Origin of the sequence: Limosilactobacillus mucosae (assembly GCF_046939755.1) — a bacterium.
In the GTDB taxonomy this organism is placed as follows: Bacteria; Bacillota; Bacilli; order Lactobacillales; family Lactobacillaceae; genus Limosilactobacillus; species Limosilactobacillus mucosae_A.
Window position 1 is genome coordinate 17609 of record NZ_JBKZAY010000010.1, and the last position, 24933, is coordinate 42541.

25 protein-coding genes are annotated in these 24933 nt (G+C 45.0%); 19 read left to right on the forward strand and 6 right to left on the reverse strand.

The window, feature by feature from the left end; all coding sequences use genetic code 11:
• Positions 1-147 precede the first annotated feature (147 nt).
• The 4 genes from ACLUWI_RS04880 (at position 148) to ACLUWI_RS04895 (ending at position 4408) form a co-directional block, all read left to right on the forward strand.
• A complete protein-coding gene (locus tag ACLUWI_RS04880; RefSeq protein WP_412146394.1) occupies positions 148-1056 on the forward strand; it encodes an ABC transporter ATP-binding protein in 909 nt (302 codons plus the stop codon).
• Positions 1049-2284, forward strand: a complete 1236-nt coding sequence (locus ACLUWI_RS04885) for an ABC transporter permease (RefSeq protein WP_412146395.1) — start codon at positions 1049-1051, stop codon at positions 2282-2284. The genes ACLUWI_RS04880 and ACLUWI_RS04885 overlap by 8 nt, the downstream gene beginning before the upstream one ends.
• Positions 2285-2532: 248 nt before the next feature.
• Complete coding sequence (locus ACLUWI_RS04890; RefSeq protein WP_412146396.1) at positions 2533-2982, forward strand: NUDIX hydrolase; 450 nt, start codon at positions 2533-2535, stop codon at positions 2980-2982.
• Positions 2983-3274: 292 nt separating this feature from the next.
• Positions 3275-4408 carry a THUMP domain-containing class I SAM-dependent RNA methyltransferase gene (locus ACLUWI_RS04895; protein WP_412146397.1) on the forward strand — a complete coding sequence of 378 codons (1134 nt, stop codon included), beginning with the start codon at positions 3275-3277 and terminating at the stop codon, positions 4406-4408.
• 99 nt (positions 4409-4507) lie between these two features.
• On the opposite strand, the gene ACLUWI_RS04900 is transcribed toward ACLUWI_RS04895, so the two are convergent.
• Positions 4508-5164, reverse strand: coding sequence for an HD domain-containing protein (locus tag ACLUWI_RS04900; protein ID WP_169462262.1), 657 nt, complete (start codon positions 5162-5164; stop codon positions 4508-4510).
• Between the two features lie 214 nt (positions 5165-5378).
• Here ACLUWI_RS04900 and ACLUWI_RS04905 point away from each other — a divergent pair, with 214 nt between their 5' ends.
• Together ACLUWI_RS04905 and ACLUWI_RS04910 are read left to right on the forward strand one after the other, a co-directional pair.
• Positions 5379-6245, forward strand: coding sequence for a glycosyltransferase family 8 protein (locus tag ACLUWI_RS04905; protein ID WP_272208720.1), 867 nt, complete (start codon positions 5379-5381; stop codon positions 6243-6245).
• A 165-nt stretch (positions 6246-6410) separates the two neighbouring features.
• The gene (locus ACLUWI_RS04910) at positions 6411-7049 is read left to right on the forward strand and encodes an NAD(P)H-binding protein (protein ID WP_412146398.1); all 639 of its coding nucleotides are present in this window, start codon (positions 6411-6413) and stop codon (positions 7047-7049) included.
• Between the two features lie 900 nt (positions 7050-7949).
• On the opposite strand, the gene ACLUWI_RS04915 is transcribed toward ACLUWI_RS04910, so the two are convergent.
• Complete coding sequence (locus tag ACLUWI_RS04915) at positions 7950-8759, reverse strand: alpha/beta hydrolase (protein WP_412146425.1); 810 nt, start codon at positions 8757-8759, stop codon at positions 7950-7952.
• Positions 8760-8920: 161 nt separating this feature from the next.
• Between ACLUWI_RS04915 and ACLUWI_RS04920 the strand changes: the two genes are divergently transcribed.
• The 4 genes from ACLUWI_RS04920 (at position 8921) to ACLUWI_RS04935 (ending at position 11672) form a co-directional block, all read left to right on the forward strand.
• On the forward strand, positions 8921-9448 hold the full coding sequence (locus tag ACLUWI_RS04920) for a GNAT family N-acetyltransferase (RefSeq protein WP_074505094.1): 528 nt from the start codon (positions 8921-8923) through the stop codon (positions 9446-9448).
• 71 nt (positions 9449-9519) lie between these two features.
• Positions 9520-10371, forward strand: a complete 852-nt coding sequence (locus ACLUWI_RS04925; protein ID WP_412146399.1) for a hypothetical protein — start codon at positions 9520-9522, stop codon at positions 10369-10371.
• A gap of 262 nt (positions 10372-10633) precedes the next feature.
• On the forward strand, positions 10634-11359 hold the full coding sequence (locus ACLUWI_RS04930; RefSeq protein ID WP_412146400.1) for an AzlC family ABC transporter permease: 726 nt from the start codon (positions 10634-10636) through the stop codon (positions 11357-11359).
• The gene (locus ACLUWI_RS04935) at positions 11346-11672 is read left to right on the forward strand and encodes a branched-chain amino acid transporter permease (RefSeq protein WP_412146401.1); all 327 of its coding nucleotides are present in this window, start codon (positions 11346-11348) and stop codon (positions 11670-11672) included. Before ACLUWI_RS04930 ends, ACLUWI_RS04935 begins: the two co-directional genes overlap by 14 nt.
• A gap of 71 nt (positions 11673-11743) precedes the next feature.
• On the opposite strand, the gene ACLUWI_RS04940 is transcribed toward ACLUWI_RS04935, so the two are convergent.
• Positions 11744-12223: a flavodoxin family protein gene (locus tag ACLUWI_RS04940; protein ID WP_412146402.1), complete on the reverse strand. Its 480-nt coding sequence runs from the start codon at positions 12221-12223 to the stop codon at positions 11744-11746.
• An 81-nt stretch (positions 12224-12304) separates the two neighbouring features.
• On the opposite strand from ACLUWI_RS04940, the gene ACLUWI_RS04945 reads away from it, so the two are divergent.
• The 6 genes from ACLUWI_RS04945 (at position 12305) to ACLUWI_RS04970 (ending at position 16633) form a co-directional block, all read left to right on the forward strand.
• On the forward strand, positions 12305-12988 hold the full coding sequence (locus ACLUWI_RS04945; protein ID WP_240936893.1) for a hypothetical protein: 684 nt from the start codon (positions 12305-12307) through the stop codon (positions 12986-12988).
• Between the two features lie 203 nt (positions 12989-13191).
• Positions 13192-14121: an SGNH/GDSL hydrolase family protein gene (locus tag ACLUWI_RS04950; protein ID WP_412146403.1), complete on the forward strand. Its 930-nt coding sequence runs from the start codon at positions 13192-13194 to the stop codon at positions 14119-14121.
• Positions 14122-14137: 16 nt separating this feature from the next.
• The gene (locus ACLUWI_RS04955; protein ID WP_412146404.1) at positions 14138-14740 is read left to right on the forward strand and encodes a YpmS family protein; all 603 of its coding nucleotides are present in this window, start codon (positions 14138-14140) and stop codon (positions 14738-14740) included.
• A 14-nt stretch (positions 14741-14754) separates the two neighbouring features.
• Positions 14755-14979 carry a YozE family protein gene (locus ACLUWI_RS04960; RefSeq protein ID WP_270635695.1) on the forward strand — a complete coding sequence of 75 codons (225 nt, stop codon included), beginning with the start codon at positions 14755-14757 and terminating at the stop codon, positions 14977-14979.
• An 18-nt stretch (positions 14980-14997) separates the two neighbouring features.
• On the forward strand, positions 14998-15870 hold the full coding sequence (gene ylqF, locus ACLUWI_RS04965) for a ribosome biogenesis GTPase YlqF (protein WP_412146405.1): 873 nt from the start codon (positions 14998-15000) through the stop codon (positions 15868-15870).
• Positions 15863-16633, forward strand: coding sequence for a ribonuclease HII (locus tag ACLUWI_RS04970; RefSeq protein WP_412146406.1), 771 nt, complete (start codon positions 15863-15865; stop codon positions 16631-16633). The genes ylqF and ACLUWI_RS04970 overlap by 8 nt, the downstream gene beginning before the upstream one ends.
• A 70-nt stretch (positions 16634-16703) precedes the next feature.
• Here ACLUWI_RS04970 and dprA read toward each other — a convergent pair whose 3' ends face one another.
• Positions 16704-17579 carry a DNA-processing protein DprA gene (gene dprA / locus ACLUWI_RS04975; protein ID WP_412146407.1) on the reverse strand — a complete coding sequence of 292 codons (876 nt, stop codon included), beginning with the start codon at positions 17577-17579 and terminating at the stop codon, positions 16704-16706.
• A 306-nt stretch (positions 17580-17885) separates the two neighbouring features.
• On the opposite strand from dprA, the gene topA reads away from it, so the two are divergent.
• Positions 17886-20057, forward strand: a complete 2172-nt coding sequence (gene topA / locus ACLUWI_RS04980) for a type I DNA topoisomerase (RefSeq protein WP_412146408.1) — start codon at positions 17886-17888, stop codon at positions 20055-20057.
• Between the two features lie 100 nt (positions 20058-20157).
• Positions 20158-21042, forward strand: a complete 885-nt coding sequence (locus ACLUWI_RS04985) for an aldose 1-epimerase family protein (RefSeq protein ID WP_412146409.1) — start codon at positions 20158-20160, stop codon at positions 21040-21042.
• Between the two features lie 117 nt (positions 21043-21159).
• Here the strand turns inward: ACLUWI_RS04985 and ACLUWI_RS04990 are convergent, their stop codons facing one another.
• Positions 21160-21933 carry an SDR family NAD(P)-dependent oxidoreductase gene (locus ACLUWI_RS04990; protein ID WP_412146410.1) on the reverse strand — a complete coding sequence of 258 codons (774 nt, stop codon included), beginning with the start codon at positions 21931-21933 and terminating at the stop codon, positions 21160-21162.
• A 170-nt stretch (positions 21934-22103) separates the two neighbouring features.
• A complete protein-coding gene (gene plsY / locus ACLUWI_RS04995; protein ID WP_412146411.1) occupies positions 22104-22733 on the reverse strand; it encodes a glycerol-3-phosphate 1-O-acyltransferase PlsY in 630 nt (209 codons plus the stop codon).
• 187 nt (positions 22734-22920) lie between these two features.
• On the opposite strand from plsY, the gene parE reads away from it, so the two are divergent.
• Complete coding sequence (gene parE / locus ACLUWI_RS05000) at positions 22921-24924, forward strand: DNA topoisomerase IV subunit B (protein WP_412146412.1); 2004 nt, start codon at positions 22921-22923, stop codon at positions 24922-24924.
• The last annotated feature ends 9 nt before the right edge of the window (positions 24925-24933 follow it).

A 24933-nucleotide genomic window follows, 5' to 3' on the forward strand; every position in this document is an offset into this window, starting at 1 on the left:
GCTTTCTTAGCAAAAAAACCACAGATAAGCTGCGCCTACACCGATACCAGCTACCCAAGGCATAGTAGATTCCTCCTTTCTATTGAATGTATAATACATTTATCATAGAATAAATGTATAGTAAATATGTAATTAGGAATGAATAAAATGTTAGAAGTAAGCAATATAACTAAAAAATTTGGTGAAATTACAGCAGTAGATAATCTCAGTTTTAATGTTAATAAAGGTGAGGTTCTAGGTATTGTTGGACAAAATGGTGCAGGAAAATCTACGACATTTAAAATGATTATGAATTTCTTGAAACCAGATCAAGGAAGCATCATAGTTAATGGTCATGAACTTAATGAAAAAGTACTAGACACAATTGGGTTTTTACCAGAAGAACGAGGACTTTATCTTGATATGACAATAAAACAGCAAGTCTTATATTTTGCTGGACTACATGGGTATGATTTAAAAAAGGCAGCTGCTGATTTACCTTTATGGATGGATGCTCTTTCAGTCAAAGGGAATGAAAAAACTAAGATTAAAAATTTGTCTAAAGGGAATCAACAAAAAGTACAATTAATAACTTCACTTATCCATCGGCCCAAGCTAGTGATTTTAGACGAGCCATTTTCTGGGTTGGATCCTGTAAATATTGAGTTGTTGATAGAAACTGTTAAAAAACTAAAAAAGAACGGAACGGCTGTTATTTTTTCCTCACACAATATGAAAAATGTTGCTGAAGTTTCTGACAAAATTTTGATGATTGTAAATGGAAAACCACGTCTTTATGGACCAATTAATGAAGTTAGAGAGAAATTTGGCAAAACAAAGATATATCTCGAAGGCGTCTTTGATGATTTATCAATAGGCGAATTATCAGGTGCGTTGGAGTCTTCTGATGATTATCCTGGAAAAATTATCACTTTTGATTCCGAAAAGCATGCAAAGTCAGCCATTATGTATGCTCGCAAGTTTCCGTCTTTGCAAGGATATAGACTATTACCACCGACATTAGATGATATTTTTCGGTTGGTAATTAAGAAGGAGGAAAAAGTAAGTCATGGGTAAGATTCTGTCAGTTGCCAAGATGGTATTTAAAAAGAGATCACTATCTCCAACCTATTACTGGATGATACTTGCACCAATCGTAGTAGCAATAATTGGAATTTGCTTTGCTAAATACATGCAGCATCAAAGTACAAGTGAACGACCTATTATTGCTGTTGTTGCAGATAATAATATAAAAAATGCGTTAGAATCAAAGAAATCTACTTCCTATCAAGTTAATAAGAAAATTAATACCAATGATTCAAAACGTTTAAAAATGTATTTAGCTGATGGAGTTTTAGATGGCATTCTATATGTTAATAAAGATATTTCAAAAATAACCTATAAATATAATGCTGATTCAGAAGCATCACTCCCGATAAATGCATTAAAAACCGATTTAGCGTCGCTACGCTCGCAAAGGATTGCTGCTAGTCATGGTATATCTGCTAGGGAATGGATAAGTTTAAATAAGTTACCAACAATTAAAAGGGAGATAGTAAATAAGGAAGCAACCATTAAACTTAATAACAGTGAGACTGCACAAAATTTTAGCGAGGCAGTAGTAATAGTCGCATTCTTCTTTTTAACAAGCTATATCAGTATAACAGGTGCCGAACTTGGTAATGAAAAAGGAAATCATTTGATTGAAGGAGTTTTAGCTGCAATTTCTCCCAAAAAGCATTTTGCTGGGAAAATGTTGGGAATAGGATTTTTAGTGATTTTACAGCTATTGATTTATTCCGTAATTGCTGCTTTTTCTTATACTATTTTGAAGCATACAAAATATCATGACTGGTTTAATCTCACGAAGTATCTTCAACACATTGATACTACCTACGTACTAATCGTAACTATGTTGACGTTATTTTCTTTGGCAGCTTATATATTTTTGTCAGCTTGTTTTGCATCTTTTGTATCTCGCTCAGAAGATATCTCACAGGCAACGACAAGTGTCGCTAGCATTATGATGATTCCATATTTTTTGAGCTTTTTAACACAAAATAGTCCCAATATGGGTATTGCAAGGGTCTTGTCATATTTACCATTCATGAGTCAAGGAATAATGCCAGTTCGATTAGCACAAGGAGCCGCATCTTATCAAGCTGGATGGATATCGGTTTTGATTTCTATGATTGGTGCAGTGATAATGTATTTTATTGCAGGATATGTCTATGAGAAAAATGTTTTCTCATATAATTCTGATGCGCCACTACGGGTTATCTTTAATAAGATATTGCACAGATAGAGCACATTATAACAAACCGCATATAATTAAAGCTTAAGTTCTTCTATACTTGAAGGTAAGCACACCATATTGAACCGTGTTGCCTGCTAAGTAGTGGACAATTTCAAAAATTAAAGAATAAAAAGCAGTGGTCGACCGCTGTTCATTATATGATCAAAAGTCTTAGCAAGCGGTGGCTGCATGAGATAATCGCTAATGATTGTTGATGCATGTTAAAATTGATCAAAAAGACATGAGGAAGGATCTATATGGCCTATATTAAAAATTTACGTGCAAAAGTCGGGCATCAGCCGTTGATTATGACCAGTGCCTCAGGAGCATTGGTTAATGAAAAGAAGCAAGTGTTGCTCCAGGAGCGGGCTGATACTGGTGATTGGGGATTTCCTGGCGGCTATATGAAATTTGGCGAGTCATTTCGGGATACGGTCAAGCGTGAATTTAAAGAAGATGCCGGCATTGAGGTTGAGCCAGTCAAATTGCTTAAGATTTCGGATCAAGAATTCTATACTTATCCAAATGGCGATCAAGTTCAGCCAATTAATGCCTTCTTTTTAGTTAAGGAAGTCAACAGTCGACAAGCTGCTTTTAAACCGACCGAGACGGTGCAGACCCGTTACTTTTCTTTGGACGATGCGCCGAAGTTTTTCAATCATCAGCACGCAATGATGTGGCAGACGATTAAGGATATACTTCAGTAACGGTTTCGTGCTGGATGCCCATTGTTGAATTTTTCAGTAAATTGATAAGCAGCTTATTTGAAAATATTTTCAAATAAAAAAAACGGCTTACTGACTATGTTTTTTCATTGTCGGCAAGCCATTTTGATTTAAGCAGATTGGCTGGGGAATGTGGCGCGGCCCTGATTGGCATTAGGGGTAGTTTGGCACGATCAAATTAGCGTGAGGCGCGAGTAAGCATTGATCCGACAAGCTACAGTTTGATGTTTATGGTAAAATGATGTCAGCAAATTTTTCATGAGGAGTTTTAATATTGCAAAAATTTCATTTGATAGCTACTGCGGCAGCCGGGATTGAAGCCTTGGTAGGCAAGGAGCTGCGAGCACTGGGCTATGAAACGCAGGTCGAAAATGGCCGGGTGCGTTTTGAAGGCGATCTGCGCGATATCATGGTGGCTAATTTATGGCTGCGGACGGCTGATCGGGTTAAGATTATCGTTGGTGAATTTGACGCAACTGATTTTGATAGCTTGTTTGAACAGACCAAGGCATTGCCATGGGAAGATTTGTTGCCAATTGACGCGGCTTTTCCGGTTGAGGGCAAGAGTCATCACTCACAGCTGCATAATGTTCCCAGCGTACAGGCAATCGTCAAAAAAGCAATCGTTGACCGTTTGAGTACCGTTTATCATCGACGGACGCGGCTGAGTGAAACCGGGGCGACCTATCCGCTGGAAGTTGCTATCAATAAGGATCACGTACTGTTAACGCTTGACACGACTGGCCCCAGCCTGTTCAAGCGCGGCTATCGCAAGGGTAAGGGGGGCGCACCATTAAAAGAAAACATGGCAGCGGCTCTGGTGATGCTTGCCCACTGGTTCCCAGATAATCCGTTCGTTGATCCCGTTTGTGGTTCAGGAACGATTCCAATCGAGGCCGCTTTGCTTGGTCATAATATTGCTCCCGGCATCAATCGCGACTTTCAATGTGAGCGCTGGGTCAATCTGATGCCCAAAAATCTGAGCGATGACGTGCGCGATGAGGCTGACGCCAAGGCCGATTATGATATCGAATTAGATATTCATGGCTACGATATTGACCAGAATATGATCGATATTGCTCAGAAAAACTGTCAGGCAGCCGGCTTGACGCATGACATCACGTTTAAGCAACTGGCAGTCAAGGATTGGCACACTGACAAGATTAATGGCGTTATTGTAGCCAACCCGCCATATGGTGAGCGTTTGAGCGATCAAGAATCAGTGCGTGAGCTGTATCGGCAGATGGGCGAGATCTATCGGCCAATGACGACTTGGAGCAAGTATATCTTGACGGCCGATTTAGAGTTTGAAACCTACTATGGCCAAAAAGCTACCAAACGCCGTAAGCTTTACAATGGTGCCTTAAGAACCGATCTATTCCAGTACTGGGGCAAGAAGAAACGGTAGTAGCTCAAAAAGCTTAATGTTTATATAGAGACGGGAAAATTAACCGTCCAATCAAAAAGCCAAGCACCGGATCCGGCAGCTTGGCTTTTAGTTTGTAAATTAGGCTTTGGCATCCCATTCCAAGAAAAACTCATTTAAAAAGTCTTCCATGATCTGCTGACGATGAGCGGCAATTTTGCGAGCCGTTTCTGTATTTAGCATGTCTTTGATCTTCAGCAGTTTTTCGTAAAAATGATTAATGACAGTCTCATCGCGTTCCGTGCGGTATTCTTCACGATTCATGTGTTCACGCGGCTTGATCAGCGGGTCATAGATGCGCTCGCCATGGCTGCCACCGTAATAAACAGCTCGCGTAATACCAATACTGCCCAGACCATCCAGCCAGTCGGCATCCTGCACGATCCGTCCTTCGCGCGATAAGGTTGGTCGTGCATCGCCCAGCGTATCGGCAAATGACATATTGGAAATGATATCCATGATTGCTTGAATCTGTTCATTAGTTAGATCAATGCGTCGCAAAAAATCCTCTAATTCTTCTTCGGCTTCCTGCACGCTGATTACCAGTTTTTCATCAATCGTATCATGAAGGTAGGCCGCGGCAACGGCAATAAACTCATTGGCAGCCTCGGTTTCGATCAGCTTTTTGGTCATCCGTACCACGCGCATGATATGGTCAAGACCATGACCGGTACTGTCGCTGCCCAGCTTTTGAATGGTATAGCGTTTGATGGCCTCCAATTGTGCTGCTTGTTCCATAAATTTTTCCCTCTTAAATAAATAATAAAATCGCAATTGTCACCATTCGATCGTAAGCCAATTTAAACGGTTTGACAAGTAGAACCTTGAATTGAGGCAACGAGATTGGTCAGCTGTTAAATTGGTCTAAGAAACGTTTTACAGTATTTGCTTCGTGCAAAATCTGTCTGGTCATCTAAAATGGAACTAATAGCTGTTATGAGGAGTGAACATTTTGAATCTATTGTTTTCAATTGATGATCGATTTTGGCGTCAAATGCTGACGGTCCTAAATTCGATCCGACTCAATTCCCAATCGCGCCAGATTGACGTGTATGTGATTCAATCACAAAAACTGGCCCATACCAAGGAAATCAAGCAAATCTGCGAGCTATGGGGAATGCATTATCATCCAATTGTGATTAAAGACGAGGAATTTGACCAGGCACCGGTTACCGACCGCTATCCTAAGACCATCTATTATCGTCTGCTGGCTCATCAATACCTGCCAAAACAGCTGCACCGCATTCTATATTTAGATGCCGACGTATTGTGCATTAATGATGTTGGATCGCTTTATGATACTGATTTAGATGGCTACCTGTATGCTTCGGCAATTCACACCGGCTTAACTGGCACAACAGAAGTCATCAATAAGATTCGGCTGCAGAATTTTGACGCGGATGGCTATTATAATTCCGGAGTGTTATTGATGAACCTGGATCTGATTCGGCAGCGAGTTCATGCCGAAGACATCTACGAATACATCCGCGAACACGTCTTGCTGCTGCCTGACCAGGACGTGTTGAATGCGTTATATGGCAAGGATATCAAAACGGTTCCCGATCAGCTTTATAATTTTGATGCCCGTAAAGGCCAGACCTATGAGACGATCAGCTTTGGCGAGTGGACGCTGGACTGGGTCATCAAACATACGGTAATTCTGCACTATTGCGGTCGTCATAAGCCATGGCTCGTTGATAAGAATACGGGACGTTACACGGCGCTTTATAAGAATTATTTTCAAATGACGCAGCGGGTGCTCAAGCAAGTGGCCATCAGTCAAACTAATCCGACTGTCACTGTTCTACAGCCGGATTAGCGATGGTTTGCAACTATTCCGCAGCGATAAACGACCAATCACTGACGCCTTTAAGAATGATAGAACGGAATTGGCTGTTGGAAGACTGAAAATTTGTTTTTTTGCTTACAAAAAGTTAGCATAGAGTAGATAGTAAATCACTAGTGCAGCTGAAAGGAGATTAAAATGAAAGTTTTTGTCGCTGGAGCTACGGGACGAGTGGGGCAAGCGGTAGTTACCGAGCTCCAAAAAGCAGGTCATGAAGTAGTCGCAGGGGCTCGTCAGCTAGAAAAGATCAATCAATCGGACGTGTTAAAAGTGAAACTAGATCTGCACGCCTCCGTTACCGAGTTGCAAGAAGCATTAGGCAAAGTTGACGCGGTAATTTTTACAGCGGGATCTCGTGGCAAGGATCTGCTGCAGGTTGATCTAAACGGCAGCGTCAAACTGGCAGAAGCAAGCCGGCAAAATGGCATCAAACGCTTCATTCAGCTGAGCTCTGCGTTCGCGCTTGAACAGGATAAATGGGCGGAGATTCCGGCCTTAAAAGCCATTACTGATTATAATATCGCCAAGTTCTATGCGGATCGCTGGCTGATTGATCATCCGGGATTGGATTGGACGATTATCCAGGCGGGAATCTTGGATGAACGTCCAGCTACGGGGATGGTTGCTTTGAATGATGGCAATTCAGGACATAACGCGATTCCTGATGTTGCTGCCGTATTAGTAAAAACCCTTGAACATTCAAATACGATTGGCAAGGTGATCATGATGCACGATGGCAGCCAGCCAATCGATACCGCATTAAGCAGTTTAAAGTAGTCAGATCGCCATAGCTGTTTTTACGAGCAGCACGGTATTACCCGGGATTTGATTATGGATGTACATTCGTCAGGGCGGCTAATGGCATTCTTGATGGAACAGCGCTTCATTCTTGATTGTGCGTTGACTTTACAGGAAACCGGATTTAGGATCATGAATGTTCCACTCGGCTGTTATTGTTTCTGTCGGCTCGGTTAGGCAGATAATTGACAGATTACGCGACGTGTCAATACTGTTCGATCTAGAGGGGGAAGATTCGCGACTGCTTTACCTTCGATTTTGAATTTTTTAGCCGATAGTAGGTAGCTGTATAATCGTTTTCGTGAAAATTACCTACTTTAGCGAATTTTGGGGCTGATCGTAGGTAATCTCGCATATTTTACGGCTGAACGGTCTAAACCATAACTGTAATTTACCTACTATTTTTATTTTTTCGGCCGTTTGTAGGTAAAGTTAGGGGTTCCTAATTTGATATACACGAAATTTTACCTACTATACATCAATTTTTCATTGATTGTAGGTAATGATATTTCTTTCATATGTTTTATGCACCCAACTTGGAATGTTTTAATGGGTGCATTTTTTCTTCTAGTCAATAATACCTAATTTGTCTAAAACTGCCCGATTGCGTTAGGCGTGCTGACAGCTGGTGATCGATTATGGGTTCGATGGGACTTATGGCTGCCATCGTACTCAGTCGTGAGCACTTTCTCCAGTTATCGTGGAATGCCGAACTACTTGACTGAATCACAACAGCTGGGTTTGGTGGATGGCCGTATGACAGTTTGAAACAAGGTCAAGTTGAGCAATATCTGCACCTTGATGCGCTCAGGATTGCGGCCAAGAGTATTCAAAATTTAGTTGACGGTCGCATCGTCATTCCTTGTGATGCCGCGCTGCTTATTTGCCCCATAAAAACTTGATCAAGATTGCGTCGACTTGTGGATTGCGGTGCAAAAGCTCATGTTTGGCATTGGCCCCCGTGATGCGCTGTTCCTGATATGATTTGGCCCGACCAACGACCAGGTACTTCAAGGCTTTGGATGATTTGTTGTCTACCTGACTGTCGGTGCCATCGCCTAGATCGCCATAGATGTTTAAGACACGGGCGGTGGTGGGATAGGTACGGCGCAGTTTTTTGAGTTTCTGATAGGATTTAGTGGCTGGCGTGGCTTCGCCGGTCTGCTCGTTATACTGCAGGTTAGCGGGTTGATTCCAGCCAATCACGCCATCAAAGGTACCCGCCATGGCGACTTCTTTTTGCAGCTTAGGAAACTTAGAATTATTGGCGTTTTGCAGCAGACAATAAAGAAACGCCATGTTGCCCATGGAATGCGCTTCAACCTGATATTTTTTAAAATGATAGGTTTGGCACACTTTTTGGATGGCCGCGGCAACGTAATGACCATCCGTAGTGTAGTTTGAGTTCTCATTATCGATCAGGTTGACTTCAATGATTGGGTTGATCGCGCCGTGGGGAATCTTGCCTTCCAGCTCGACCGTACCGTTTTGCGCGACATTGGCCACGATGACGGTTTTGGTAACGCCGGCATCAATCGCGGCTTGAGCCATGTGTCGTTCGGCATGCGCCCCGCTGCCCCAGCCATGAAAGAAAAAGGTTGGCGTGGTTGACTGAACGTATTTTTGAGAATTCAGTGCGGCTGCTTTGACCGATGAAACAATGGTCATCATCAGACAGATTGTCAGCATAATTTTAAGCCAGAATTTATATTTCAAAATGTTCGCCTCGTATCAATGTTGATGATGTTATTCTAAGTCGCTTTGGTGAATTTGACCATTTTGTTGTCAATTTTCTGCAAAATATGTTAAATTGATTAACGCTTGATATTTTAAGGAAAGAAGGTTGTGCTATGCATATTGAAAAAGCCGAAATGAAGGATCTGGACCGCATTGTCGAAATTCTGCGTGATGGCCGCAATCAGTTGGCGGAAAGTGGAATTGATCAATGGCAAGGCGATTATCCAAACGTTGAACATATCCAAGAAGATATCGAACATGGCTTTGCATACCTGGTACATTCCGACGATCATGAAACGGTGGGAGCTTTTGCAATCGTAACGGCGCCTGACCATTCTTACGATGAATTGGATGGCAAATGGCTCGTTGATACTGATGACTACCTGGTTATTCACCGAGTTGCCATTCACTCTGACCATGCCGGCAATGGCTACGCTTCCGGTTTATTTAAAAACGTAATCGACTACGTTAAGGAGAATCCAAAGGGCATCAAGTCACTGCGGATCGATACTCACGAAGACAACCAGCCAATGCAGCATCTGATTGAAAAGTACGGCTTTACGCGCGTGGGAACTCTGCATGGCGTTTATCGTCCTGAAGAAACCTCATACGTCTACGAAATGCCAATTCAAGAAAAGTAAATAAGTATGATAAAATCGACTCAATAGGTCATACCGATCATTGAAGTCGTTTTTTATTTTGAGGTGAAAGAATGGATGCAAACGCTCAGTTAACGGATCAGCAACGAGTTGAACTGGCCGGTTTGGAATATCAGCCATTAGGTGTTGGCGACCATGTCAGATTATCTAATGGTAAGCGAATTGGCCGTGTTAAACGAGCATTTTATAAGCAGGATGGTCTGCGAGGGACAATTATCGTCAACCATCATCAAGACCATAATGAGATAACGGTGCTTTTTCGGGGGTCATCTGGCTTAAGACATGGTAACCCAACGACTTGGTCTAATGAGTGGCTGGCCACTAATCTGCCGATTGGTCGCTTAATCGTTGAGCATCGTGTTGGCGAGATTCCTTCCCAGCTCAAGTCGGCAGCAGGTTTGTTGAACCATTTGATGCAGCAGGATTTAACGGCGCATTACTATATTTATGGTCATTCGCTAGGTGCAATCAATGCCCAGTATGCCCTTGCCAATTGCATCTACCCAACCAGTCTAAACGAAGCCTGGCTTTACGAGGGTCCCAACGTCTACTGGCTGCTTGATAATCAGCAGAAAGCCCAGGCAGCGGTTTTGCGCAATAAGATCAATAATTACGTCGACTCTTTGGACATCGTAACGCTGGGTTATACTGATCTGCATCACGCAATTGGTCGCGTTCGCTATGTGCAATCGATTCTGCTTGATCCAATCAGTCAGCATATGTGGGGCGGGTATCAGTTTGATAAAAATGGCAAACTTTATACCAAACCAGTAGCGGAATACCGTGAAAAAATCGATCGTGAACTGATTGAACATGTTAGCCAGGCCAGCAGCAGTTGGCATCAGTGGCGCCAGGAACAAATGAAAAAGCGACGGGAACTGGATCGTTGGCTGCCTTATCGCTAGTTCGCTTCCTGACAGTATCAATCTGATCTTGTAGCAGTGCCGAAATCAAAAATCTCCCACTAATGTCTGCGGTTAATGCTGCGGATTGCTGGCTTGCTTGATCAAAATCAGGCAACAACCGTATCTTGCTGGCATAATCATGTTGACGTCAGTTTGGCAATAATGCATAAAATGTATTGAAGACAAAAAGGCTCTATTAATCAATGGTGGCTTGCGTTACAATTAATCTTTGTAACCACATATTCACAGGGGAGAGAAAAATATGCAAGCATCACCACCGGCAACGCGCCAAGAAACCGTGCGCTTTGCTTTTAACAGTTCGTTACCGATCTTTTTCGGTTATGTTATCTTAGGAACCGGCTACGGATTATACATGCACAACCTGGGCTTTGGCTTTTGGTTTCCCACGATAATGGCAGCGGTAGTATATGGGGGCTCCGTTGAATTTATCCTGGCTTCCATGCTGGTTCAGAGCTTTCTGCCGGGCAACGTTGTTTTGATAACTTTGGTTGTTGGCTTTCGACAGTTCTTTTATGGCCTTTCAATGCTGAAAAAGTATCGTGGTGCGGGCTGGCGCAAGTTCTTTTTGATCTATGGCTTGACCGATGAGACTTTTGTCGTCAACTATAGTCTATCGATTCCTAAAGAATATAATCGCTACTCAGTCTACACGCTGATTTCGCTGTTTGATCACAGCTACTGGATCTTGGGCGCTTTTTTAGGCGGCGCGCTGGGCAGTTTGGTCGGCAAACAGATTCCCGGAATGGATTTTGTTATGACGGCGCTGTTTATCGCCCTGGCTGTTGATCAGTTTCAAAAGGAAAAGGACCATCTCAGTTCAACCAGCGGCGTGATTGTGACGATTGCCTGCCTTTTGGTGTTTGGCAAGACGTACTTTCTGGTAGCGACCTTGCTGGTTTTGGTAGTTGAATATGCGATTATCTACTGGCGCCGAGAAAAAGGGGGATATAAAAATGACGCTGACTGAGCAGATCATCTGCATTGCTTTAGCCGCGCTGGCAAACTTTGCCACCCGGTTAACGCCATTTCTGCTTTTTAGAACGGAAGCTGCCACGCCTGATTTCGTAACGGGACTGGGCAAGTTTTTACCGGCCGCGATCATGGGGATGTTAGTCGTATACTGTTACCGCAACGTCAATTGGCTTGGCGGGACGCATGGCCTACCGGAAGTCATTGCTGGTGTGGTGACGGTGATCGTACATTTATGGAAGCATAGTCTGTTTTTAACCTTGATCATGGGGACGCTTTGTTACATGCTGCTGATCAACTTTGTCTTTTAAAGAGCAGGCTGAAAAGGCCACAAAAAAATGCTGTCGCAGGCTTTTGATGAGTCGACGACAGCGTTTTTTTATTATAATTTGCGCAGCCAGGCCGCCAGATTATTTGCTTTGAACAGATGGGAACCGTGAGTCGTGATGTGAAAGCCATCAGTGACCTGCAGCCGACCAGCCCATTTAACGAAATTTTTTTGATAATGGTCAGAATCACTCCAGGCAGTCGAAAATGGCGCAATCAAACCTTGATATCCTTGAATGGTTCTCAAAAACTCAATCACTGGTGCCGCTACGTTGCCGTTCCAGACTGGGCCACCGACCAGAATAACATCATATTGATTCAGTTTAGGTAAGGAATTGGTGAGTGTGGGGAGCTGGTGTTGCGTTATCTGCTTTTGATAGATTCGACCAGTAGCTTCCATATTATTTGGATAGACGCTGTCGGCTACGTGCAGACGCAATGCGGGAGCCTTAGTCGCATCTTGAATTAATTTAGCAAGTTTAGTGGTATTATTGAATTGAGAATAATAAACAATGAGTGCTTGTTTGACCATCATTTACCGCTCCTTTAATCGAGTTTTCCACTCTGATTATAGCAATGATCGTTCAGCACACTCAAATAAAAGGAAGTGACAATGATGAAAAACGGTTCAAACATCAGTGAAAAAGCGCTCAATGTTTTTTTGTGGTTCATCGTGCTTTCAATGCTGATCTCGTTGGCGCTTACGACCAAAACGGCTTTGACGGCGACAACCACTAAAGCTGCGGGAGCGGCCTGGTTTCTGGATATTGAGATCGTGGCTGGCCTGTTGATCGTCATGCTGCCTAAGTTTTTGGCGCTTAAATTAAAGGTTTATCTGCCACCGCTGCTCTATAGCCTGTTTTTGATGTTTATCTATGGGGCAATCTATCTGGGGACGATTTATCATTTTTATAGCATTCCGTACTGGGACAAGGGCCTTCATCTAATCAGCGGTGCACTGCTGGCTGGCTTCGCGTTGTCGGCTTTTGGTGGTTTGATTCCTAATGAGGGGATTAAGCATATTCCACCGTTTTTTATCAGTATGTATGCGACAGCGTTTGCGGTTTTTTGCGGCGTTTTATGGGAATTTTACGAATTCACCTGCGACTCGTTTGGCATGAATCTACAGCGCTACATGAAAGATGGTCATTTGCTGATGGGACGGGCTGCCTTGATGGATACGATGGGAGATTTGTGCGCGGATTTCATCGGGGCCTTGATTTTTGCGGTGATTGCCTACGTAAGGCTGCGTAAGGATAGTCGCTGGATTGAGAAGTTCTTCTTCCACCGTAATCTATAATCGATTTAAGCAGTTGCTGAATATGCGGTTGCGGCTTATTAAGTCGTCAACCGTATTTTTTGTACTCTTTTTGGAACAATCAATCCATAAATTATTGACAGTTGGATCCGCTTCCGAGTTTGCGGTAGCATGACAAAATGCACTATAATACTTCTTATGTATCTTAATTGGCTTTAAGAATTTTTTTAGTGAGAGGTAATGTTATGCTGCGCGGCAAAAAAGGCTTGCTGTTGTTGATCGGTATCGTTTTGGCGGTTGCCGGCGGGAGTGGTTACTGGTATCATCAGCAGCATTCAGCACCAACAACGGTTAAGCAGACGTCACAAAAAGATCGGGTCATAAAAAAGCGTGTGACGCTGGTCGCAATTGGGGACTCGCTGACGCATGGTCAAGGCGATGATAAAAACGAACAAGGCTATGTTGGTCGGATTAAAAACAAACTGCAAAAACACTATCATAATCGTGTCACCATGTATAATTATGGGGTAACTGGCGATCGGTCCGACCAGATGCTCAAGCGGCTTAACGAACAGCCTGAAATGCGGGCCAATCTAAAAAAAGCCGATGTGATTGTGATGACGGTTGGCGGCAATGATTTGATGCAGAAGTTGGAGAGCAATCTGCTGAGCAACTCAACCAATAAGATCGAGAGCAATATTGAGCAGGCAGGCACGACCTATCAGCAAAAGCTAAACGAATTGCTGACCGCGGTTCGCAAACAGAATGCTACCGCACCGATTTTTATGTATAGTATTTATGATCCGGTCTATACTTATTTCCCAGACGTCTCGGTTATCAATGAATCAGTCGCCAAATGGAATCAAATTACGCAACAGACCGTGGCACAATATGGTCCGTCCTATTTTGTTGATATTAATCATTTAATGTCATATGGGCAATATAAAACGGTTAAGCAGCGGCAAAAACTTTCACAGCAGGCCCAAAAAGCCAACAGCGATCAGGTTACTCAAAAGCAGGTCATTGCGATTATGAACAACGATACGCATAATCTAAACAACTACATTTCAACTGAAGATAATTTTCACCCTAACAGCAAAGGTTATGATCAGATGACCAATGCTTTGTATAAGGTGATGCTGCAACACGATGACTGGGAATATCAGCAAAAGTAGGATGATTTGAATGAATATGGAAGACAAAATTAAAAAACAATACAATGGCTGGAAGGCTGCTTTTTGGGTTTTGGTAATCGTCTTAATCGGCTCGCTGTTGGCGGTTATGCATTTGGCCAGTGCGCCGGTAAAAACGCCAGCTGAAACCGCGGCTCCTAAAGCCAGCGATACGTCACTAGAACTGGTTTTAAATCAAAAACAGGTCAATGCTTTAGCTAACAGCTACATTAAGAAAATTCAGAAAAAGTCTAAAAAACCGCAGTATCGCTTTATCGTTGGCAATCAGTACGCAACGGTGATCGGGCACGCCAAGTTTTTGGGGGTCAACGTGCAATACTCGATGAACTGCATCCCAGTTAAAACCAGCGAGGGCAATATTTTGTTGAAAGCCAAGGGACTGGCAGTTGGGCGGCTTAACCTGCCAATTGGGTTCGTCATGGGCTATATCAAAAAGAACTATCAGTTGCCAAACTGGGTCTATATCAACCAAAAGAAAAAGACGATTTTGCTGGATCTGAACAAGTACACCAAGAATAAGGCGGTACATGCGCAGGCCGATGAGATCAACATGGCTGATGGGGAATTTAAATTTTTGATTACCGTGCCGCAGGATAACTAACAGGGGGGAGACAGATGTTTCGTGAAAGCTTCTATCATTTTTTGATGACCTTAAGGCAGCCCAATCAGCCTACTGAGGTTGAACAGTTTGCCAACAATGCTTTTTTGGACTCAACATTTCCTAAGCAGTCCCAAGACTTTGATGAAATATCTCATTATTTGGAAGAAAATGCCGATTATCTGCCAGGAATGACGATTTTTGACGATGCCTGGCAACTCTATCTAGAAAAAATGAATTAGAATTTAGGAGGAACTAAAATGGCAACAATTCAATGGTTCCCTGGTCACATGGCTAAAGCATTGCGCCAGATCAGAGAACAGATGCCTTTGGTCGATATCGTATTTGAACTGGTTGACGCGCGGGTGCCTTATTCCTCGCAAAACCCTGAAGTGGACCTGGCAGCTGGCGACAAGCCGCGTCTTTTGATTTTAACGAAAACCGATTTGGCCGATCCGGAAGTTACCAAAGCATGGCTCCAGTACTTTAAGGATCATGGGCAGCCGGTACTGGCATTGGACTCGCGCGCCCGCAGCGTTGCCAAGACGGTTACCAGCGCGGCTAAGCAGGTATTGGCTGAAAAACTGGCAAACGAGCAGGCTAAGGGAATGAAAAAACGGGCTATTCGGGCGATGTGTGTCGGCGTGCCCAACGTTGGTAAATCAACGCTTTTAAATCACCTGGTCAAGAAAAACGTGGCTGCAACCGGTAATCGTCCCGGGGTGACAACTGGTCAGCAGTGGTTGCGCTCATCCGCCGAACTGGAGCTGTTGGATACGCCAGGTGTTTTGTGGCATAAGTTTGCGACTGAAAAGGAAGGCTTAATGCTGGCACTTTCTGGCGCGATCAAGGACAGTCTGTTTGCCAAGGATGACGTTGCGCTGTTTGCCCTCCAGTATCTACGCGCCAATCGGCTGACTGAGCTGAAGCAGCGCTATCACCTGACGGATGCTGATGTGGACGAAAGCGTAACTGATCCGGATCTGCTGCTGACGATTACTAAGAAGATGGGCTTTCGTGATGACTACGACCGCGGCAGTGAGCGGCTGATCTTTGATTTGCGCAAGGGTAAGCTGGGCACGATTTCATTGGAAAAACCAGCTGATATTAACGCCGAGGGTCGCAATGAATAAGCTGAGTATCAAAGAAATCAAGGACCGTTTAAAGGACGCGACAACGTTTGATGATCCGTTTGTCCAGTCACTACAGCGAGATGAGCGCAAAGGCGTCCAAGCCGCGCTGATCCAGTTGAAACGCCGATTGGAGCGGCAGGCAGCCAGTTATGCGGCATTTAAGAAGCGTTTTTACTATGAAAATGAGTTGTGGCAAAAAGGACATCAATACATCGCTGGTATCGATGAGGTTGGGCGTGGTCCGCTGGCTGGTCCGGTAGTAACATGTGCCGTGATTCTTAAACCTGATTTTGATCTGGTAGGAGTTACGGATTCTAAGCAGCTGACCAGGCATGAGCGCGAGCAGCTGTATCTGCAGATTGTCAATGAAGCCTTGGAGGTCAGCATTGCCGTTAATCCATGTACGGTTATCGATCAGCTCAACATCTACGCGGCTACCCAACAAGCGATGATTCGAAGCGTGAATTCCTTGGCGCATCGACCTTCTCACCTGATTGTCGATGCCGTGCCGCTAGCAGTTGATATTCCGCAGACGACCTTGATTAAAGGTGATCAAAAAAGTATTAGTGTCGCAGCTGCCAGTATCGTCGCCAAAGAATATCGTGACCATTTGATGCGTGATTACGATCGGCTCTATCCGGGCTATGGCTTTGCTGAAAATATGGGCTACGGCACCAAGCAGCATTTACAAGGGCTGGCAGAACTGGGACCTTGCCCAATTCATCGGCACTCGTTTTCCCCAGTTCAGAAATATCTGCATTAGCAGCTAAGCACTAAGTCAAATGAACAGCACCGGCTTGAGTTTGCGGAACTTGAGCCGGTGCCTTTTTGCATTATTTTGCTGAAAACAGCCAGGCAGGCAGTTCTTCTAAGATGTCCTGACTGCATAGAATCGGTCGTGCCCCAGCAGCAATCAATTCGTTGGTTCCAAGCGACATTGGTGAATCGATTGGTCCAGGAACTGCGCCAACATTGCGATTATCCTGCAGCGCCAGGTTGGCCGTGATCAGACTGCCACTGCGTCGACTGCCTTCAATCACCAGACAGGCATGACACAAACCGGCAATGATCCGATTGCGTTCGGGAAAATTGCTCGGGTAGGGCGTGGTTGCAAGCGGATATTCGGTTAGTAAAAGTCCATACTGTGCGATTTGTTGTTGTAAGGCCGCGTTGCAGCGTGGATAGCTGCCATCCAGACCGGTGCCAATCACGGCAATTGCAGCCCCACCATCCAGCAGCGTAATCTGGTGAGCCAAGCCGTCAATGCCTTTGGCCAGACCACTGACGATTGCGGCTTGACTGCTGATAACGCCTGGCAATAATTGATTAATCGCTCGTTCACCATATGGAGTGGCGTTTCTTGATCCAACCACGGCTAGGCAAGGGTACTGCAATAGTTTTAGATTACCATGATAATACAGGACCAATGGCGGATCATAAATTTCCCGCAGACGCCGTGGATAGAGCGCATCAAGCGGTGTTATGAACGGTATTGGCAGGTTTTGCTCAGTTTGGTAATGCAGTTCATGACTAGACCATTCGTCAAACCACTGCATTCGTTTACTAAAAGTGATATTCAAGTGATCAGTCAATTTAGCCAGATTGGTAATCTGCTTTTGCTGAAGCCCGGCCATCAAAATTCGATATTTCATGCGCCGGCTCAAGCAGCTGCACAGACTCAGTTTTAGGATAAATTCACGCAGATGCATCGTTCTTCCCTCCTCATATATTGCTATATGCCAAAAGTTTAATCTGACACCAAAAATCCCGGCATTAATTTTTGAATTATTTTTTCGGTAAAATGATTTTATCGTTGCCTTGATTTTTTTAATAAACTCGATTATATTGGTACGCTAGTTAGACCATTTTCTTTTTTGGATTAATTGAGGTCTATCTGATCGGTTCATTATGGTTAAAATTGAACAAAATTAGACAGACGGGTTTGACCGTACAAGAAGCTATATAATAGTATAGAAGGTAAAACCGATCAAATTCATCATGATAGGAGCCTGATGATGGCAACTAAAACTGTAAAATCAACTACTAAAACAACTTCGGCCAAGACTAAAACTACAAAAACGGCCACTAAAACAACTAAGAAAACGACTGCCAAACGGCCTAAGACCAAGAAAAAACTGGTGATCGTCGAATCGCCTTCCAAAGCTAAAACGATTGGCAAGTATCTGGGGCGGACCTATAAAGTCGTTGCCAGTCTAGGACATGTTCGCGATCTCCCAAAGAGTCGGATGGGGGTTGACATTGAAAACAACTACCAGCCTGACTACATCTCGATTCGTGGCAAGGGTGACGTGATCAAGGAACTGCGCAAGGATGCCAAACAGGCCAAAGCCGTCTATCTGGCATCTGACCCGGACCGAGAAGGGGAAGCGATTGCCTGGCACGTTGCCAACCTTTTAAAGCTGGACACTAAAGATAAGAACCGGGTTACCTTTAACGAAATTACCAAAGACGCCGTTAAGGAAGCCTTTAAGGAACCACGTGAAATCAACATGGACCTGGTTGACGCGCAACAGGCACGGCGGGTTTTGGATCGTCTGGTAGGTTATTCAATCAGCCCGATTCTTTGGAAAAAGGTCAAAAAGGGATTGTCTGCCGGACGCGTGCAATCGGTCGCTCTATACCTGATCATTCAAAGAGAACAGGCGATTCGCAATTTTAAGCCCGAAGAATACTGGACGATTGATGGTCGGTTCAAAAAAGGCCGTGACGAATTTGCGGCATCTTTTTATGGCGAAAACGGCAAAAAAGTTGCGCTGCCTAATAACGAAGCCGTTCAAAAAGTATTGGCCAAGATTGATCGTCAGACGCCATTTACGATTGATGACGTTGTTCGTAAAGAACGCAAGCGGATGCCACAGCCGCCATATACTACTTCCACCATGCAGCAGGATGCCAACCGTCGTCTCAATTTCCGCACGCGCAAGACGATGATGGCCGCCCAACAGCTGTATGAAGGGATTACGCTCGGTCACGGCAGCGCGGTCGGTCTGATTACCTACATGCGTACCGACTCAACACGGATTGCTTCAATCGCCAAGCAGGAAGCCTCCCAGTTTATTCATGAAAACTATGGGGAGCAATATGCCGCAATCAAGCCAGTTAAAGGCAAGTTGCCAGAAGGGGCCCAAGACGCGCACGAAGCGATTCGGCCAACTTCGGTCAATCGTACGCCCGCGGAGATGAAACAGTATCTGACGGCTGATCAGTTTAAACTCTACAGTCTGATCTGGAGTCGGTTCGTGGCCAGCCAGATGACGCCACAGGTTATTGATACGATGGCTGTTTCACTAAGTCAAAACGGGGTCGATTTCCATGCCAACGGATCCAAGGTTAAGTTTGACGGCTTTACTAAGGTTTACAAGCGCGGTCAGGAAAAAGACAATGTTTTGCCAGATCTGAGTCAAGGCGATCAGGTCCAAATGATCAGCGATGACCCAGCCCAGCACTTCACGCAGCCGCCTGCTCGCTATACGGAAGCAGCCTTGATCAAGACGCTGGAAGAAAATGGGGTTGGCCGTCCTTCCACGTACGCGCCAACGCTGGATACGATTCAGCGCCGCTACTATGTTCGGTTGGTATCGCGTCACTTTGAACCGACTGAGCTGGGCGAGATCGTCAACCAAATCATTGTTAAGCAGTTCCCAGAAATCGTTAATGTCAAGTTTACGGCCGAGGTTGAAGATGACTTGGACCGTATTGAAGAGGGCAAGGAAAACTGGGTCAAGGTGGTTGACAAGTTCTATCAGCCATTCTCTAAGGAAGTTCAAGCTGCCGAGGAACAGGTTGCCAAAATCGAGATGCATGATGAACTGGCTGGCAGCAATTGTGAGATCTGTGGTGCGCCAATGGTCGTTAAAATGGGACGCTATGGTAAGTTTCATGCCTGCTCGCGCTTTCCGAACTGTCGCAATACCAAGGCAATTGTTAAAGATATCGGCGTAACCTGTCCTAAGTGTGGACAAGGGAACGTGGTTGAGCGCAAGTCTAAGAAGAATCGGGTCTTTTATGGCTGTTCGCGCTATCCGGAATGTGATTTCGTTTCATGGGACAAGCCAATTGGCCGCAACTGTCCAAAAGACGGTCATTTCTTGATTGAAAAGAAGGTCAAGAAGGGCAAGCAGATCGTTTGTCCTAATGGTGATTACGAAGAATCAGTCCAAAATTAAAAGATAGACTTGCGAAAGCCCTCTCAATCTGTTATTGTGCAGATTAGAGGGCTTTTGGCATATACCATTGTCCGTTGAGAGTTTGAAAGGATGACGAGAGATGATTCAGATTGAAAACGAACAGCTGACGGTTCAAATTGATCCATTGGGCGCGCAGATGCACAGCATTAAACGCAATGCAGAGGGATTGGAATATTTGTGGCAGGGCGACCCAGCTTCTTGGAAACGGCAGGCACCGGTTCTGTTTCCATTTGTCGGCCGGCTCAAAGATGATCAGTATAAGTATCAAGGCAAAATCTATCATCAGACGCAGCATGGCTTTGCCCGCGATCGGGAGTTTCAGATCGTGGAACAAGACAGCGATAAGGTTGTCTTTGAGCTGCGCGATGATGAAAAAACGCGGGCAGCCTTCCCGTTTGCCTTTGTCTTAACGGTTGCCTACCAGCTGGATGAGGATCGTTTGCTGGTCAGCTATCGCGTTGAAAATCCAAGCAATGATAAGACGCTGATTTATGCCTTGGGTGCTCACCCTGGTTTTAACGTACCAGTTGATGAACAGGGCAGTTTTGAAACGACTCAGTTTAGCGTTTCGCCGGCGATTGACTATCAACAGGTTAAGCTGGTAGCGCCTGGTCCATTTAATGACCTGGAACATCCAGAAGTTCTGCACATGCAACAGCCGATCGCGCTTGATCATGAACTGTTTGCTGAGGATGCCTTGATTTTTGCAACCAAAGGCATGCCATTTACGGCCACGCTGACGGAACCGCAAACCGGTCATGGGGTTCACGTGCAGGTAAATGGCGCTCCGTTTGTTGGCGTTTGGTCGCCATATCCTGCTAAGGCCAATCTGGTGTGCGTGGAGCCATGGTGGGGGATTGCCGACAGTATTCATAGTGATGGCAGACTTGAAGACAAGCAGGTGATGAGTCGCCTGGCACCTGGCAAGCATGAAGACTATGCTTTTGCCATTCAGCCATTCTAACAACATTCAACATTCTTATTAAAATTAAAAACAGCGGTCGATGGGTGTAATTCTACGTAGTCGATCGCTGTTGATTTATATAATAATGTGTTTACCTTGCAATTTAAGTTAATTTTGTCAGCGCAGCAGATAACCGCCGTCGACCGGCAACATCACTCCCGTTACGTAATCTGATGCCGAGCTGGCCAAAAATACCATTGGTCCCATTAGTTGTTCAGGGCGTCCCCATTCACCGGAAGGAATGTGTTCTTTAATTTCGGGTCCCCGGACTGGATCTTCGGCCAGCGACTTAGTCATATCCGTTAAAATGTAGCCCGGTGCTAGCCCGTTGACTTGAATGTTGTACTTTGCGAGGGCATCAGCGTAGGCCTTGGTCAGACCCAACACGCCATGTTTGGCGGCTGTGTAGGGGAAGATGAATTTACCAGCGCGGTAGGACTGCATTGAGCCAATATTGATGATTTTGCCATGCTTTTGCTTGGCCATGTATTTAGCGGCCGCTTGGGACATATGATAAAGAGCATTAAGGTTTAAATTGATTACCTTATCCCAATCTGTATCCTTGAATGCTAAGACGTCATTGCGAATCTGAATACCGGCATTATTGACCAGAATGTCCAAGCCACCCATTTCTTTGACGCATTGCGCGATGATTTCATCGGCACAGCCTGGTTCAGTGATGTCACGTTGCAGAAAACCGATCTTTTGTCCATTTTCTTCGACCGCTTGACGAGTTTCTTCCCAACCGCGCTGCGAGTTTGAAACGACGAAAATGTTCGCGCCGTAAAGCGACAGCGCCTTTGCATAGTTTTGGCCCAGACCACTGGCCCCGCCAGTGATCAGAGCAACCTTGTCATTAAGCTGAAAACTTTGTTGATTAAATGAACTCATAAAAAGCACCTCGGTTTTAGTGATTGATTTTAGGAAATCGTTACACCTAATTATAAGCGCTTACAATGTTTTTGCAAGGGGTACTGGGAAAACGATTGCCCAAATTATCCCAAAATAAAAATCGCATTCAACTCGGCTTTTGCTGCCAAATGATGCGATCACAAGCTTAATTATTTTTGATTCCTTTTTTGTTGCCGCCGATAGCCTAATCCGAAATGAACCAGCGATTCGGTACCATTGAAGATGCGTTTGATGTTGGCGCGGTGCAGCCAGATGATTACCACCGTCAAGAACCCCGCAATGGCTGCCAAGACCCAGTCGTGAATGCATAAGGCAATGACGAAAATCGCGGTAATACCGACCATACCAGCCGCACTGGCCATGCTGGTCAATAATAATACCGTCAAATAAATGACCCAGGCAACCAAAAAAAGCAGCGGGTTATATGCCAGCAAGATTCCAGCACTAGTTGCAACAGCCTTGCCACCATGAAAATGATCAAAAATCGAGCAGGTGTGCCCCAAAACAGCAAATAAGCCAATCAAAAGTGGGTTGACGGTCTGACTGCAGTGAAAGAAGTATGGTTGACAGGCTGCCAGGGTCCCCTTGAACATATCAAGAAACAGTACGGTTACGCCTGCTTTAGGTCCCAAAACACGCAGGGTATTGGTCGTGCCAATATTACCACTGCCGAACTTGCGAATATCCTTATGGTAGAATGTCTGACCAATCCAAAGCCCCCAAGGAATCGAGCCCAAAAGGTAGGCAACGGTCGCCATTAAACAGATTTTAAAAATCATAAATCATTCAAAACTCCCTCGATAATGATTGCATAATTGTTATAATAGCACATTGAGTGGCATCGGCAACCTTACTTTGATATGTTAAAATAATGGGGCACAGATGTTTGCAAAAATTCTTTGCTAAATTTTGTCAAATCAGTTATATTAAAAAACGTTACTAAAAAATCACGAGGAGGGCCTTTCGTTGGCAGAACAAGAATATCAATATGATGCATCCTCCATTAAAATCCTTAAAGGGCTGGAAGCAGTGCGCAAACGGCCGGGGATGTATATCGGTTCAACGGATACCTATGGCCTGCACCATTTGGTATACGAAATTGTCGACAATGCAGTCGATGAGGCTTTGTCTGGCTTTGGTGATGAGATCAATGTCACGATCGAACCTGACAATTCAATCACAGTCCAGGATCATGGTCGTGGGATGCCAGTAGGAATGCATGCTTCAGGCAAACCAACGCCTGAAGTCATTATGACCGTGCTGCATGCCGGGGGCAAGTTTGGTCAAGAGGATGGGTACAAGACTTCCGGTGGGCTGCATGGGGTTGGGGCCTCAGTCGTAAATGCTCTTTCAACTAAGCTGACGCTGACGATCGTTAGAGACCACGTTCGCTATCAAGAAAAATTCGTCAATGGCGGCAATCTGGTCGGTACGCTGAAAAAGTTGGGCAATACGCGGGCCGGTTCCGGAACAACGGTAACCTTTAAGCCGGACCCCAAAATCTTTTCCACGACGGTCTATAACTATGATACTTTGGCAAGACGGCTGCGTGAGTCGGCATTCCTGTTAAAAGGCCTTAAGATCACGCTGACTGATAAGCGGGCGGGTCAGGAAAAAGAAGAGATCTTCCAGTTTGAAAATGGAATCAAAGATTTTGTCGGTTATCTCAACGAAGACAAGGATACGTTGGGTCAGATCATGTACTTTGATGGCAAGCAAGATGGCGTTGAGGTAGAAGTCGCGGCCCAGTACAATGATGGCTATTCAGAAAACGTCTTAAGCTTTGTCAACAACGTGCGCACTCCAGATGGCGGCACGCATGAAGCCGGTTTTCGCAACGCCTGGACCAAGACTTTCAATGACTACGCCAGAAAAGTTGGTCTGTTAAAAGAGCGTGACAAGAATCTGGAAGGATCCGATGTTCGCGAAGGCTTGACAGCAGTAGTTTCGGTTCGAATTCCGGAACGCATTCTGCAGTTTGAAGGACAGACCAAAGACAAGTTGGGGACGCCAGAAGCCCGGAAGATCGTTGACTCAATCGTCAGCGATCAGCTAAGCTACGTGCTGATGGAAAATGGTGATGAAGCTCAGCAGTTGATCAGAAAGGCACTCAAGGCTCGTCAGGCAAGAGAGGCTGCGCGCAAGGCACGGGATGAATCACGCGGTTCCAAGCGCAAAGGTCGTAAAGAGCGGAATCTGTCCGGCAAGCTGACGCCGGCCCAGTCAAAAGATGCATCTAAAAATGAGCTGTTCTTGGTTGAAGGTGACTCAGCCGGCGGGAGTGCCAAGCAGGGACGCGATCGGAAGTTTCAAGCAATCCTGCCATTACGCGGCAAGGTCTTAAACACGGAAAAAGCCAAGCTGGATGACGTCTTGAAAAACGAAGAGCTTAATACGATCATCTACACGGTTGGTGCGGGCGTTGGCAGTGAGTTCAACGTTGCCGATTCTAACTACGACAAGATCATCATTATGACGGATGCTGATGATGATGGTGCCCACATTCAGATCCTTTTGCTGACGTTCTTTTACAAGTACATGCGCCCAATGATTGAAGCCGGCAAGGTCTACATCGCCTTACCGCCACTGTATCGCATCCAGTCTGGCAAAGGAGCCAAAACCAAGATTCAGTATGCCTGGACCAATGATCAGCTTACGCAAATGACCAAAAAAATTCGCGGTGCGCAATTGCAGCGTTTCAAGGGGCTTGGTGAAATGAATGCCGACCAGCTTTGGGAAACCACAATGAACCCTGACACGCGGACGCTGATTCGGGTGCGGATAGAAGATGCTGAGCTGGCTGAAAAACGTGTCACGACTTTGATGGGTGATAAGGTAGCGCCACGCCGGAAATGGATTGAAGAAAACGTGCAATTTACGCTGAGTGATGACGAAGAATCCGATCAGCTGATGGAAAGTCGGGGGCAAAAGGCTAAAACCCCGACGATCAATACATGGAATCAAAATTAAGAGGTGAAA

Coding starts and splice junctions, on each gene's coding strand:
- ACLUWI_RS04880 (WP_412146394.1), top strand. CDS start 148: ATGTTAGAAGTAAGCAATATAACTAAAAAATTTGGTGAAATTACAGCA.
- ACLUWI_RS04885 (WP_412146395.1), top strand. CDS start 1,049: ATGGGTAAGATTCTGTCAGTTGCCAAGATGGTATTTAAAAAGAGATCA.
- ACLUWI_RS04890 (WP_412146396.1), top strand. CDS start 2,533: ATGGCCTATATTAAAAATTTACGTGCAAAAGTCGGGCATCAGCCGTTG.
- ACLUWI_RS04900 (WP_169462262.1), bottom strand. CDS start 5,164: ATGGAACAAGCAGCACAATTGGAGGCCATCAAACGCTATACCATTCAA.
- ACLUWI_RS04910 (WP_412146398.1), top strand. CDS start 6,411: ATGAAAGTTTTTGTCGCTGGAGCTACGGGACGAGTGGGGCAAGCGGTA.
- ACLUWI_RS04915 (WP_412146425.1), bottom strand. CDS start 8,759: ATGCTGACAATCTGTCTGATGATGACCATTGTTTCATCGGTCAAAGCA.
- ACLUWI_RS04920 (WP_074505094.1), top strand. CDS start 8,921: ATGCATATTGAAAAAGCCGAAATGAAGGATCTGGACCGCATTGTCGAA.
- ACLUWI_RS04925 (WP_412146399.1), top strand. CDS start 9,520: ATGGATGCAAACGCTCAGTTAACGGATCAGCAACGAGTTGAACTGGCC.
- ACLUWI_RS04930 (WP_412146400.1), top strand. CDS start 10,634: ATGCAAGCATCACCACCGGCAACGCGCCAAGAAACCGTGCGCTTTGCT.
- ACLUWI_RS04935 (WP_412146401.1), top strand. CDS start 11,346: ATGACGCTGACTGAGCAGATCATCTGCATTGCTTTAGCCGCGCTGGCA.
- ACLUWI_RS04940 (WP_412146402.1), bottom strand. CDS start 12,223: ATGATGGTCAAACAAGCACTCATTGTTTATTATTCTCAATTCAATAAT.
- ACLUWI_RS04945 (WP_240936893.1), top strand. CDS start 12,305: ATGAAAAACGGTTCAAACATCAGTGAAAAAGCGCTCAATGTTTTTTTG.
- ACLUWI_RS04950 (WP_412146403.1), top strand. CDS start 13,192: ATGCTGCGCGGCAAAAAAGGCTTGCTGTTGTTGATCGGTATCGTTTTG.
- ACLUWI_RS04955 (WP_412146404.1), top strand. CDS start 14,138: ATGGAAGACAAAATTAAAAAACAATACAATGGCTGGAAGGCTGCTTTT.
- ACLUWI_RS04960 (WP_270635695.1), top strand. CDS start 14,755: ATGTTTCGTGAAAGCTTCTATCATTTTTTGATGACCTTAAGGCAGCCC.
- ylqF (WP_412146405.1), top strand. CDS start 14,998: ATGGCAACAATTCAATGGTTCCCTGGTCACATGGCTAAAGCATTGCGC.
- ACLUWI_RS04970 (WP_412146406.1), top strand. CDS start 15,863: ATGAATAAGCTGAGTATCAAAGAAATCAAGGACCGTTTAAAGGACGCG.
- dprA (WP_412146407.1), bottom strand. CDS start 17,579: ATGCATCTGCGTGAATTTATCCTAAAACTGAGTCTGTGCAGCTGCTTG.
- topA (WP_412146408.1), top strand. CDS start 17,886: ATGGCAACTAAAACTGTAAAATCAACTACTAAAACAACTTCGGCCAAG.
- ACLUWI_RS04985 (WP_412146409.1), top strand. CDS start 20,158: ATGATTCAGATTGAAAACGAACAGCTGACGGTTCAAATTGATCCATTG.
- ACLUWI_RS04990 (WP_412146410.1), bottom strand. CDS start 21,933: ATGAGTTCATTTAATCAACAAAGTTTTCAGCTTAATGACAAGGTTGCT.
- plsY (WP_412146411.1), bottom strand. CDS start 22,733: ATGATTTTTAAAATCTGTTTAATGGCGACCGTTGCCTACCTTTTGGGC.